Annotated in this window: 10 protein-coding genes; 6 read left to right on the top strand and 4 right to left on the bottom strand. The window is 44.1% G+C overall.

Features of this window, described 5'->3' with window-relative positions; genetic code table 11:
- Positions 1–96 precede the first annotated feature (96 nt).
- Positions 97–942 (top strand): HDOD domain-containing protein, encoded by an 846-nt coding sequence (locus tag DXX93_RS18380; protein ID WP_116009377.1) that lies wholly within the window; start codon positions 97–99, stop codon positions 940–942.
- 32 nt (positions 943–974) lie between these two features.
- Here DXX93_RS18380 and DXX93_RS18375 read toward each other — a convergent pair whose 3' ends face one another.
- Positions 975–1,628 carry a potassium channel family protein gene (locus DXX93_RS18375; protein ID WP_258872711.1) on the bottom strand — a complete coding sequence of 218 codons (654 nt, stop codon included), beginning with the start codon at positions 1,626–1,628 and terminating at the stop codon, positions 975–977.
- A 332-nt stretch (positions 1,629–1,960) separates the two neighbouring features.
- Here DXX93_RS18375 and glnK point away from each other — a divergent pair, with 332 nt between their 5' ends.
- The 3 genes from glnK (at position 1,961) to DXX93_RS18360 (ending at position 4,650) form a co-directional block, all read left to right on the top strand.
- The gene (gene glnK / locus DXX93_RS18370; protein ID WP_116001763.1) at positions 1,961–2,299 is read left to right on the top strand and encodes a P-II family nitrogen regulator; all 339 of its coding nucleotides are present in this window, start codon (positions 1,961–1,963) and stop codon (positions 2,297–2,299) included.
- A 9-nt stretch (positions 2,300–2,308) separates the two neighbouring features.
- Positions 2,309–3,577 (top strand): ammonium transporter, encoded by a 1,269-nt coding sequence (locus tag DXX93_RS18365; protein ID WP_116009376.1) that lies wholly within the window; start codon positions 2,309–2,311, stop codon positions 3,575–3,577.
- Positions 3,578–3,723: 146 nt separating this feature from the next.
- Positions 3,724–4,650, top strand: a complete 927-nt coding sequence (locus tag DXX93_RS18360; RefSeq protein ID WP_116009375.1) for a Dyp-type peroxidase — start codon at positions 3,724–3,726, stop codon at positions 4,648–4,650.
- Between the two features lie 100 nt (positions 4,651–4,750).
- On the opposite strand, the gene DXX93_RS18355 is transcribed toward DXX93_RS18360, so the two are convergent.
- From DXX93_RS18355 to DXX93_RS18345, 3 genes are all read right to left on the bottom strand, one after another.
- Complete coding sequence (locus DXX93_RS18355) at positions 4,751–5,581, bottom strand: CvfB family protein (RefSeq protein ID WP_116009374.1); 831 nt, start codon at positions 5,579–5,581, stop codon at positions 4,751–4,753.
- A gap of 137 nt (positions 5,582–5,718) precedes the next feature.
- Complete coding sequence (locus DXX93_RS18350) at positions 5,719–6,651, bottom strand: hypothetical protein (RefSeq protein WP_258872710.1); 933 nt, start codon at positions 6,649–6,651, stop codon at positions 5,719–5,721.
- A 205-nt stretch (positions 6,652–6,856) separates the two neighbouring features.
- On the bottom strand, positions 6,857–7,321 hold the full coding sequence (locus DXX93_RS18345) for a TerB family tellurite resistance protein (RefSeq protein WP_116009373.1): 465 nt from the start codon (positions 7,319–7,321) through the stop codon (positions 6,857–6,859).
- A gap of 466 nt (positions 7,322–7,787) precedes the next feature.
- Here DXX93_RS18345 and DXX93_RS18340 point away from each other — a divergent pair, with 466 nt between their 5' ends.
- Positions 7,788–8,990: an efflux RND transporter periplasmic adaptor subunit gene (locus DXX93_RS18340; protein WP_116010034.1), complete on the top strand. Its 1,203-nt coding sequence runs from the start codon at positions 7,788–7,790 to the stop codon at positions 8,988–8,990.
- A 4-nt stretch (positions 8,991–8,994) separates the two neighbouring features.
- The gene (locus DXX93_RS18335; RefSeq protein ID WP_116009372.1) at positions 8,995–12,186 is read left to right on the top strand and encodes an efflux RND transporter permease subunit; all 3,192 of its coding nucleotides are present in this window, start codon (positions 8,995–8,997) and stop codon (positions 12,184–12,186) included.
- Positions 12,187–12,216 lie beyond the last annotated feature (30 nt).

The following is a 12,216-nucleotide window of genomic DNA, read 5'->3' as shown; positions in this document are numbered from 1 at the left end:
TAAATAGCTAATGTTGGTATTTAAGTGAAGCACAGAGGATTTTTCGCTCGCCTAGCTAGGTATCTATAACGATGACAAAGTTTGGGAATGCACTACATGAAAGCTGTTGAATACGCTGAAAAAGCCAATGAAATTTTTGTTTTGTCAGATTCTTTTCTGCGCATTAAAGAACTAATCGATGACGAAACCTCAACCATTGATGATATTGCAGAGGTTATTCTTATTGACCCTGCGCTTTCGGCAACGGTGCTCAAGCTTGCTAACAGTTCCTTTTTTAACTATCCAGGTAAGATAGACACCATCTCTAAAGCTGTACTCGTGCTTGGTATTACTGAAGTCTATAACTTGGTCATTGCTTATTTCACCACTGACGCGTTCAAAAAGATTGATGCAGATGCTAAATATTTAGAAAGCTACTGGGAATGCTCAGTTGATTGTGCATTGCTTATCAAATATTTGGGTGAGTCGCTCCGCGTGCCCAACGCAGAGCGCTTGTTTATCCTCGGCTTACTTCACAATCTTGGCGAGTTAGTCGTGAAGCAGTCTATGCCTGAGCAAGTTGAAGCTTGCCAACCCGATGGCAGCGATGCTATGCCGTGGCAGCTGCAGCAGCAAACCTTGGGTTTTACTTTTGGCGAGTGCACTGCTGAGCTGCTGAAAATTTGGCAGTTGCCTTATTCGCTTATCGAGCCTGTTCGCGCGCAAGACAGTGACGATCTTAGCCATGCCAGTGATGAAACGAAGTTATTGTATGTGGCCAAGCGTCTAATGTGGCATAGCAACTATTTTCCTAAAGACTCACTTGATAAGTTTATTAATCAAGAGCAGCTAGACGCACTATTGGTGAATCAAGAACTCGTGGGCGCAGCCTTGAGCTACTGCGATCAAGAGCGTTTGGCGGTGCTTTCAGTGCTTAAACCTAGCGCATTGATGATTTACTAGCGACAAGCGGCTATATAATCCATCTTGACGCGTTAATGATTGCTTCGATCGTCTTCTTGCGTCATCGTAGACATTCTCGCGCCAACTAAACTCGCGATAATAATCGCTAAGTAAAACTGCCCTGAAATCGCCTGAAAGTACACTAAGAAACGAGTTAATGGTAGGGTGGGGCTAATATCGCCAAAGCCTAAAGTGGTCAGTGTGACAAACGAGAAGTAGATAAAGTCAGGAAATAAAATATACCAAGCTTCATTTTCCCCTAGGCCGCTAAATGCATTGCCGAAATAAAGTTGGGCTAAGGTGTAAAGTAACGCCCAAATCAACCCCAGTAATAAATACAAGCATATTGATCCTAGAATTTTGTTGCCATCTATCTTACCGGAAAAAATCACCTGCTTGAGTGTTTGAAACGCAGTAAACACAAAGAAGAAAAGCATTAATATCAAGTGCGTAAACTCAATACCAAACGCATTAGTGTAATTGCCTATCATAGAGGTCAAAATAATAGCGCTTGGGAAAATAGCAGCTTTAGTGAAGAGTACATGCTCGCTTTTTACCCCCCAAACTGCCAGTAATAATGTGATCACCGTGGTGGATTGTACGAATCTTTGAATAGAAGCATCAAAAAATTGCTGGGCAATGGCGGTGCTAAGCAGCAGTAAGGTAAGTGCCACAGTTAAGTACATGAAATTATCATGATGCGTCATTTTTTTTAGATGTGCTTTCATAAGTATCAGTGCGTCAATCTGTTCTTGGCTGCTTTTCCTATACTGCTCTCAATTTATCAAACCCCATGATGAATACCAATCTCGTTTACGTTCGAAAATGTACCAAAGTAGTGCTGCTCAATCTTTGTGCACGCTTTCAGGTCATTGCTTTGTCTGAGGTGCACCATAGAAGTGCAAGGAGAATTCGAGTTATCACTTTAAAATATTTAAATTGTTGTTTTTAATGAAAATAAATTGTTTGGCACAAGGCTTGTTACATTTTTACAAAAAACGATAGGGGAATAACAATAATGAAGTTAGTTAACGCAATCATTAAGCCGTTCAAGCTCGATGATGTTCGAGAAGCTATCTCGGAGATCGGTGTTGAGGGTTTGACTGTCAGTGAAGTCAAAGGGTTTGGTCGCCAAAAAGGACACACAGAGCTATATCGTGGTGCCGAATATCAAGTGGATTTCTTACCAAAAGTTAAATTAGAAATTGCCGTAAACGACGACGTGGTTGAGCGTTTAGTTGAAGCCATTACCAAAGCTGCTTATACCGGCAAAATTGGTGACGGTAAAATCTTCGTTTACAACTTAGAGCAAGCCGTGCGTATCCGTACAGGCGAAAACGACGTAGCAGCACTGTAGGGGATCATCATGGAACAAAACATTTTTCACCTTCAATATGCGATGGACACATTCTATTTCCTAGTGTGTGGTGCATTGGTTATGTGGATGGCGGCTGGTTTCTCGATGTTAGAAGCGGGTTTGGTTCGCTCAAAAAACACGACTGAAATTCTAACCAAGAACGTCGCCTTATATTCTATCTCTTGCATCATGTACTTAGTGATTGGTTACAACATTATGTACGGCTCTGCAGGTGCATTTTTATCAGGTATCGAAGCTATTGATGCCGATGCGGTATTAAAAGATTTTGCAGCACGTGATGATGGTTTCACTGGTGGTGCTATCTACTCAACGGCATCTGACTTCTTCTTCCAAGTGGTATTCGTGGCGACAGCAATGTCAATTGTTTCAGGCGCGGTTGCAGAGCGTATGAAGCTTTGGGCTTTCCTCGCATTTGCTGTTGTACTTACTGGTTTCATCTACCCAATGGAAGGTAGCTGGACTTGGGGTGGCAATGCGGTATTTGGTTTGTACACACTGGGCGACTTAGGTTTCTCTGACTTCGCAGGCTCAGGTATTGTTCACATGGCGGGTGCGGCAGCAGCACTAGCAGGTGTATTACTACTGGGTGCACGTAAAGGTAAATACACGGCTGACGGTAAAGTTAACGCGATTCCAGGTGCTAACTTACCATTGGCAACACTAGGCACTTTCATCTTATGGATGGGTTGGTTCGGCTTTAACGGCGGTTCAGTGCTTAAATTAGGTGATATCGGTAACGCACATTCAGTTGCTATGGTGTTCCTTAACACTAACGCAGCTGCCGCTGGTGGTGCCGTAGCAGCGTTAATCCTAGCGAAAATCTTATTCAAGAAAGCAGATTTGACCATGGCATTAAACGGTGCGTTAGCGGGCCTAGTCGCAATTACTGCAGAGCCTTCTACGCCAACTCCGCTACTTGCAACTTTATTCGGTGCAGCTGGCGGTATCATCGTCGTATTATCAATCATCGGTTTAGACAAGCTACGCATTGATGATCCCGTAGGTGCTATCTCAGTTCACGGTGTCGTCGGCTTATTTGGTCTACTGATCGTGCCATTAACGAACACAGGTGCTACTTTCTCTGGTCAGTTAATCGGTGCCGCTACTATCTTTGGTTGGGTATTCGTAACTAGCTTCATCGTATGGTTCGCATTGAAAGTAACCATGGGGATTCGTGTTAGCGAAGAAGAAGAGTACGAGGGTGTTGATAAGGCTGACTGTGGCTTAGAAGCTTATCCTGAGTTTACTCGCAACTAATCAAGGTTTAATTAACCTAGCATCAAGAAGCAGCCTTAGGGTTGCTTTTTTTATGATGTAAGCGGTGAATCAATACTAAATAATTTATTTCACTCATTTTTGTGTAGAATTAATGCAATAGATTGAACGGAAGTAGAAAGCTGATTATGGCAAGAGAGCAATTTGGTATTTGTGCCGAGCCCAACTTACACGGTACTTATCTAATATTTAATGCGATGGATGACAGTAATGCCTTTATTCGCCAGGCATTATCACGAATTCCCGCCATGCTTGATCACTATGCAGATCAATTCTCAGAGGCAAACTTAAATGGCGTTGTCGCCATCGGTGCCAATTATTGGGATGAACTTGTCCCAGAAGGGCGCCCTAATCAACTTGCACCGTTTCCGACATTGCAAGCGGATGATCGTATTGCGCCAGCCACGTCAGGTGATATTTATATTGAAATTCGCAGCGACCGAGCTGATGTTAACCATATTGTTAGCTCAAAAGTGGTTGAACTTCTGGAAGATAAAGTCGAGTTGATTGAGCAAACCCGCGCTTTTCGCTACTTGGACGGCCGCGATCTTACTGGCTTTGTTGACGGTACAGAAAACCCACAAGGGTTGCATCGCCGCGAAGTCGCTTTGGTAAAAGAAGCACAAGATGCCGCCTTCGCTGGTGGTAGTTATCTCCATATTCAGCGTTATCGCCACAATATGAAGCTGTGGAATATGCTCAAAGAAAAAGCCCAAGAAGATGTCTTTGGTCGCACTAAGCTCGACAATGTTGAGTACGCCTCTGCGGACAAACCGTTAACAGCTCATACTAAGCGCACCAACTTAAAAGACGCTGACGGTAAGAGTATTGAAATTCTACGCCAGAGCATGCCGTATGGCGATATGAAAGTACAAGGCTTGTTTTTTACCTCATACTGCCATTCACCTGAGCCTTTTACACTCATGCTGAAAAGTATGATCCAAGGGGATGAACACGGCCATTTCGACCATATGTTGAAGTATACAGAAGCACAAACTGGCGTTGCTTTTTTTGCACCCAGCCTTAACTTCTTATCCGGGCTAGCAGAAGCCTAACAAAGGCAAAAGCCAACAGAAAAATAAAGCAGCTAAATTAGCTGCTTTATGTTGTTTGGGCTACCCTGCTGTTGAAGTGCTTTGTCACTTAAAGTAGGCTTTACTTCAAGCGAATTCCATCATCGCCAATGGTAATTTTGTTTTGCTTGAGTAAGTGACCCACGGTCGCTTTAAAGGCTTTTTTACTGACACCAAATTCGCGGCTAATTTCAGCGGGTGATGACTTATCATGCAAGGCACAATAACCGTTATTCTCTTTTAGGTAAGCCATTAACTTATCCGTGAAATCAATGACTTTTCCTTTACCTGCACGGGCAAGAGTCAAATCAATGCGGCCATCTTCACGCACGCGTTTGATGTAGCCTTGAACGGTTTGCCCAGTGTGCAGTTTTTGATGAATTTCACTGGTGAAAATTAATCCCCAATGCTGATTATTGATAATGGCTTTGGTGCCTAAATCAGTGCGGCCAGCGATAACAAGCTCCACCGCTTGGCCTTCTTGGTAGTCAGCTGGCCAAATATCTAAGTACTTATCCAACTTAGAAGAAGCCACCAAGCGCTCGGTACGTGTATCGACAAATACGTGCACTAAGTAACGTTTACCTAGTTCCATTTTTTTGTGCATTAGATTCTGAGGTACCAATAAGTCTTTTGGTAATCCCCAGTCAAGAAAAGCGCCAAGCTTGTTCACTTGCTTGACGTTGAGTGAGGCAAAGCCACCGGCTTCGACATAAGGTTTATCTGTGGTCGCAACAAGTCGATCTAACGAATCGGTGTAAACAAAGACATCGAGTACATCGTCTAACTCACAGGTTTCTGGCACATAGCGATTAGGTAGCAAGATCTCGCCTAAGTCACCACCATCTAAATAAACGCCGTTGGCGGTATGCGCAATAACCTTGAGTTGATTGAATTTGCCGATGTCAGCCACAGTTTTAGCCTCAAAAATGAAAAACGCGCTATTTTACCTAAGCGCCATGCCAATTGCGAGTTGTGGATAAAACCAATAGTTTCGTAGCGGGTTGTAAAGCGCGACTGTCACCAACTCAAGTGGGATGGCGCATCGTGCTAGAAAAAATAAACGACGGACAGGTCACCAAACGATGTTTGAATATGACGGCCTTCTTGTTTCCACGCACGCAGTAATACTAAAAACTTTTGGTTTTGTGATGTCCATGAAAGACCTGCGCCATAAGCACGCGCTTTTTCGTCGCCTGATTCTTTCAAATTGTCTACATCACTGAGGTTTTCAATGGTGCCTTTGCCAAATTTGTATTCGGCAAAAAAATGAATATTGTGAGGCGCTTGTAAGGATAAAAATGGGCCTATATCACCGCTGTAAGAAATGGAATCGAGCTCGGTTTTTGGGCGGTCATCGACATCGACAAAGTCAGTATCAAAGATGAGGGAATTGTTTGATTCAAGTGATAATCGTTTAATTGACCAACCACCATTAATGCTCAACGACCAGTCAAAAGACGAACTCAGTTTAGGGCGGTTGAGGAAGAAGTGTTCAAATGCTGAGGTTTTACCACCAAAGGTGTAAAGGCTGTGTTGACCGAACAGCTCTATTTTGGTTGATTTGGTTTGCGCAAAAAAGTCACTTTGTTGGCCTGGTCCTATGAGGTTCTCGACTCTCGTTTGCAAACCTTCAAGTGTTTGGTAATTCAGTACTATTCGAGTGTTCTTGAGCTTTCTATAGGAAATCAGAATATTTTGCGTATCGGTTTCGATATCGTCTTTTCTGGCGTCAACGGCATAACCAATTTCAATATCGTTAATGTCGAGAAAAAAACCAATGCGTTCGTTATTCGTTGGCGAGAGATGAAAAAGGGCTTTTTGTTCAACGCCATTGCTTGAACGGTAAATCAGGCTTTGGCTAGTATCGGGACGAGAAAGCGTGGTTCTTAATGAAATGATGTCCCAATCTATTGCTAGACTATGATGAGAGGCTATCGCTAGTGCCAACCCGAGATAACATGAAATCCTGTGTTTCGCCACGCTACGACCACTGAGTAGATAAATGTTAATTTCAGTCTAACTTGAGAAAGTCGTGGAATATGTCACAAATTTATAAAAAATTTAAAACAAAATCAGTGCAAGTGGGCAATGTCGGCAAAGCATAATGAAGTGGTGAAGTATAGAAGCTCAGCCCTTAACGCTAGTTTCTGTGCAGCGCTCACTTACCTTCGTCCTCGTATTTACTTTACTTAATTGAACCGCTCAATTTAACCTGAGCTTGGAGTTTAGCCTGCGTATATTCACTGTGGCGCAAATGGAGTAGATCCGCAATTTTTCGAATCACATGCTGTTCGATTGCCACCAGTTCGCCATCAGCAAGCGCTAGTTGCCACAAGGTTTCAACCATCACGACTTTTTGCTGAGGTGAGTAATGTTGGTTTAACACCGAAGTAAAGCGGTGAAAGTCTGTTGCATTCTCACTTAGCTCGATGGCCTGTGTAACGAGTTCGCTAACCTCATTAGTTGTTAGCGGGAAATACGTGGCGAGTATGTGTTGAATATGCTGTTGTTCGCTCTCGTCCATTAGCCCATCAGCTTTCATCACTTCAACGAGCAATACCGCACAGGCAATATCAAGGTTGAGTTTATCTTCCTCCACGACTTGTTCTTGAAAAACGTCATTAAAGAATTGTTGAATTTTATTCAGCATGATATGGGCTACTCTGTTGGGTACGGCTTTGCAGGATGTTGTTTAACAAGATTCACTTTACCGGATTGTGCGCTTTGCTCAATCTTAGCGCCAATCATAGCTAACACAAGGCCACTTTTGTGTCTGAGTATTAAGTAAAGGTACGTATTGCAAAGGGAATTTTTAGTATTAGTGATTACCACTAATTAAATTCATATTTAATCAATTATTGATGAAAATAACTAAACAATTGCTGTTTAACTGGCTTGTTTAGCGGCAAAATTCAGGTGGTAAATTAATGCCGTCTTCAATTTATCTACTTGTAAATAAAGCATAAAAAAATTTTTTGTAAGTGGGGGTCCACAAACATAAGGCTTGGCGCGTAATTTGTAATAACCGTTTACAACTTTAACCGCGCTTATGACAAAAAGTTAGATAAAATTCACATTTGGTCATAAGAAGTTGCATGCAAATTGAGGGCAAAGCAGTGACAAGGAAAAAACAAATAATTATACCCATCATCATCTTAGTCAGTGGCATTTTAATCTTTATGGCATTGTCGAGCATGAAAAAACCTCCTGAAGAAAAACCTGAAGTTGATAACACACCGATTGTCGCGGTTGAACCTGTTTCCGTTGGCCCAATGCACCTGAAAGTCGGTTCGCATGGCGTTGTTGTACCTAAGTACGAAACAGAATTGGTGGCTCAAGTAAATGGGCAAATCGTTGAACTGTCCTCGGCATTTGTCAGGGGTGGATTTGTCGAAAAAGGCCAATTGTTAGCGCGAATCGACCCTAGCGACTATGAGGCAGCACTGATTGATGCCGAAGCAAACCTCGCATCATCGCAAGCTTCGTTAGAAACAGAGCGTGCACAAGGTAAAGTGGCAGAAAGCGAATGGCGTAAAATTACCGATGCCTTGCCAACCGAGTTGAGTTTGCGTAAACCTCAGCTTGCGCAAGAGCTAGCGCACGTTAAGGCGGCAGAAGCGCGCGTGCTAAGAGCAAAACGTGATTTAGAACGCACCGAGATTCGCGCGCCATATGATGCCATGATTGAAATGCGCTCAATTGGTTTAGGCTCATATGTCGGTACCGGCAGCGCGGTTGGAAAATTGTTAGGTACGGCGATTGCAGAGGTACGCTTACCTGTGGCAGATAACCAATTACAATTCTTAATTGAAGAGGGCAAAGCGGCCTCAGTGACCTTAAAAGGCACGTTTGCAGGTCAAGAGACGCAGTGGCAAGCGCAAATTGCACGTGGTGAGGGCGTTGTCGACAACACCAGTCGTATGAGTTACTTAGTTGCTGAAATCAAAGATCCCTATGCATTAACCGACAGCAGCCATAAACCCCTGCGCTTTGGTGCCTACGTTAATGCCGATATTTACGGTTTAATACTGGCTAGTGCGACCACAGTACCGCGCTATTTGGTAGAGAACGAGCGCATCGCCATTTTAGATAGCGATTCTAAGCTACGTTATGTCAGCGTTGATATTATTCGCCAAGATGGAGCTAGCCTTGTGATCGGCGGCGGATTGAACCAAGGTGATCGCCTTATCGTGTCGGCCCTTGACTACCCTGTCGATGGCATGGCGTTGGCCTTAGAAAGCGATAAACAAGACAGCGAAGAAAGCTCTGAAAATAGCGGCGAAACGCAAGTTGCTAGTGTCACAGCAGCAGTGGAGTAGGCTCATGAGTGACTATACCCCAGCTCAAATAGCCGATACGCATAAAGGCTTAATTGCTTGGTTTGCTCGCAACTCGGTTGCAGCCAACCTATTAATGGCGTTTATCTTGATCGGTGGCTTGCTAACCGCAGGCACTATCAGTAAGCAAATGTTCCCACAATTCAAAATTAATTGGATTGAATTCAATGCCTCATACCCCGGTGCTGCGCCACAGGAAGTCGAGGAAGGCATTACCATTAAAATCGAAGAAGCCCTTGAAACCATTCAAGGTTTAGACCGCGTGATCACTTATTCAAATCGCAATGGCTCCAGTGGTTATTTCCGCGTTGATGAAGATTACGACCCGCAAGTAGTGCTTGATGAAGTTAAATCGCAAATCGATTCTATTTCATCGTTTCCTGACGGTATGGAGCGCCCGGTTGTTGAACGCATCAAATATCGCCAAGAAGTGATGTACATCAGCCTATACGGTGATTTAACCAATAAAGAACTAAAAGCCTTAGGGAAAAAAATTCACGATGAAATTCAGCAGCAACCACTGATCAATATTTCAGAGTTCTATAGCGGCCTTGGCTATGAAATTTCAATTGAAGTGAGCAAAGATCGCTTACGTGAATACGGGTTAAGTTTTAGCGATGTCGCGCAAGCTGTGCGCAATCACTCGCGTAATATGTCGGCGGGTCAAATTCGCGCGGAAAATGGTTACATCAATCTACGCGTCGAGAACCAAGCGTATCGCGGTCACCAATTCGAGCAAATTCCTGTGATTACCTTAGGTGACGGCACCAAAATATTGCTTGGAGATATCGCCACGATTAACGATGGCTTCCAAGAAGGCCTTCAGTACTCTAAATTCAATGGCAAAAACTCGGTCACATTTTTTGTCGGTGCCGCTGGCGAGCAAAGCATTACTAATGTCGCCAAAGTGATGAGCGACTTTGTTGAGCGCAAGCAAAAAGAACTGCCAGAGGGCGTAAAGTTAGAAACTTGGGTAGACTTTACTTACTACCTTGAAGGCCGCTTAGACATGATGCTAGATAACATGAAAAGCGGTGCTGTGCTGGTATTTCTAATGCTTGCCTTGTTTTTGCGCATTCGTTTGGCGTTCTGGGTGATGATGGGTTTACCTGTGTGTTTCTTAGGAACACTATTGGTCATGCCACTAGAATTCATCAATGTCACCATTAATATTACCAGCTTGTTTGCCTTTATTTTGGTACTGGGTATTGTCGTTGATGATGCTATTGTCATGGGGGAAAGTGCGCACGCAGAAATTGAGGATAAAGGTCACTCGCCAGAAAGTGTGATTCGCGGCGTAAAACGCGTTGCGATGCCAGCTACCTTTGGTGTTCTCACCACCATTGCCGCGTTTGTCCCTTTAGTTTTAGGTGACGGCCCAGGCTCGGCGTGGAGCCAATCTATTGGTTATGTCGTGATCTTCTGTTTATTGTTCTCGCTCGTGGAGTCTAAATTGATTTTGCCAGCGCATTTGATCAGCATGAAGGTTAAACCTGCCAATCCCCGCAACCCTTTGCACCGTTTGCGCGGCGCGGTAGATCGCGGTATGAAACACACGATTGAGCACTTCTATCGCCCTGCGATCACTACGCTAATGAACTATCGCTATGGCGTGATCATGTTCTTTATCAGTATTTTATTGGTCAGTGCCGGTTTATACAGCGGTGGTGTCGTGCGCTTTATTGGTCAACCTAAAGTACCACACGACTTCCCGCGTATTAGTATCGAAATGAATACCGATGCCGCGGAAAAAGCGACATTGAGTACGGTTTTGACAGTTGAAAACATCTTGAAAAAAGTTGACCAAGATATTGAAGCAGAATTTGGCAAGCCAATGATCGCGAATATGCAGGTTGATTTACGCAGCCGTACACGCGCGCAAATTATGGTGAAGCTAGTGGAGCCACAAGCGCGTGCCATGAACACGTTTGAGCTAGCTGACCGCTGGCGTGAAGCTATTCCTAACTTGCCTGGGGTTAAGCAATTTTCAATAGACGACAACCTATTTGGCGGTGGCCGTGAGGATGGTGATATTAGCTTTAGGCTAGAAAGCCAGGACGACGATCAGTTACTTGCTGCGGCGAAGGATTTAAAAGCTAAGTTAAACGCTTTAAAAGGGGTTGGTGATGTTAACGACAGCCGTCAAACCAGCGCGAAAGAAGTACAGTTTACCTTAAAGCCGCTTGCGTATAGCTTAGGACTCACCTTGTCAGATATCGCTTCACAAGTGGGTTATAGCTTCTATGGCTTAGAAGCGCAGCGCATTTTACGCGACAGTGAAGAGATTAAAGTGATGGTGCGCTACCCATTAGCCCAGCGCAGCTCAGTTGGTCATGTTGAAGATGTGATGATTCAAGCGCCTAACGGTGCTGAGCTACCGCTGTCTGAGCTAGCAACCATCAGCGTGGTTGATGGCGTTACGCGCATTCGCCGTGAAAATGGTAATCGCACCATTAATGTTTGGGCGAGTGTCGATGCCGCGCAGGTTGAGCCTTTTGAAGTGGCTAAAGATATTCGCGATAACTATATCCCTGAATTGCTGCGTAAATACCCACAAGTGCAAAGCCAAGTTTCTGGCCGCATTCAGGAAGAGATGGAAAGTGCCAATAAACAGCTGCGCGACTTTGTGTTATCGCTTCTGGTGATCTTCACCTTGTTAGCGGTGCCGTTAAAAAGCTACTCGCAGCCATTGATGATCATGACGGTTATTCCATTTGGTATTGTTGGTGCTATGGTCGGCCATATGATTTTAGGAATCGATCTAAATGTCTTGTCGATGTTTGGCATCATTGCCGCAGCTGGTGTGGTCATTAATGATTCACTGGTGATGGTTGACTATGTGAATAATTCTCGTCGCGAGGGGATGACCCTCAAAGATGCGGTGATTCATTCTGGCTGTCGTCGCTTCCGCGCGATTGTCCTGACGTCGTTTACGACCTTTATTGGCCTTGTACCTATCATGTTAGAAACCAGTATGCAGGCGCAAATGGTGATTCCAATGGCAGTGTCATTAGCGTTTGGAGTGCTGTTTGCGACGGTCGTCACCTTAGTGATGATACCTGCACTTTATTTGGTGATTGAAGATATTCGCGGCTTGTTTAAGCGTAACAAGCAAGCAAATATTGCACAGTCAGATAATCTTGATGACGTCAGTAATAAGCCTGTAGAGGCGAATTAATGCCTTTTAGGCAATAGACAACTTACTGAT

It is taken from the genome of Thalassotalea euphylliae (assembly GCF_003390335.1).
Taxonomy (GTDB): domain Bacteria; phylum Pseudomonadota; class Gammaproteobacteria; order Enterobacterales; family Alteromonadaceae; genus Thalassotalea_F; species Thalassotalea_F euphylliae_B.
This window is presented reverse-complemented; position numbering and strand designations above follow the sequence as displayed.

Bases quoted from the DNA above. Each gene is read 5' to 3' on its own strand.
- DXX93_RS18375 (WP_258872711.1), bottom strand. From the start codon at position 1,628: ATGTACTTAACTGTGGCACTTACCTTACTGCTGCTTAGCACCGCCATT.
- glnK (WP_116001763.1), top strand. From the start codon at position 1,961: ATGAAGTTAGTTAACGCAATCATTAAGCCGTTCAAGCTCGATGATGTT.
- DXX93_RS18335 (WP_116009372.1), top strand. From the start codon at position 8,995: ATGAGTGACTATACCCCAGCTCAAATAGCCGATACGCATAAAGGCTTA.
- DXX93_RS18360 (WP_116009375.1), top strand. From the start codon at position 3,724: ATGGCAAGAGAGCAATTTGGTATTTGTGCCGAGCCCAACTTACACGGT.
- DXX93_RS18380 (WP_116009377.1), top strand. From the start codon at position 97: ATGAAAGCTGTTGAATACGCTGAAAAAGCCAATGAAATTTTTGTTTTG.
- DXX93_RS18365 (WP_116009376.1), top strand. From the start codon at position 2,309: ATGGAACAAAACATTTTTCACCTTCAATATGCGATGGACACATTCTAT.
- DXX93_RS18345 (WP_116009373.1), bottom strand. From the start codon at position 7,321: ATGCTGAATAAAATTCAACAATTCTTTAATGACGTTTTTCAAGAACAA.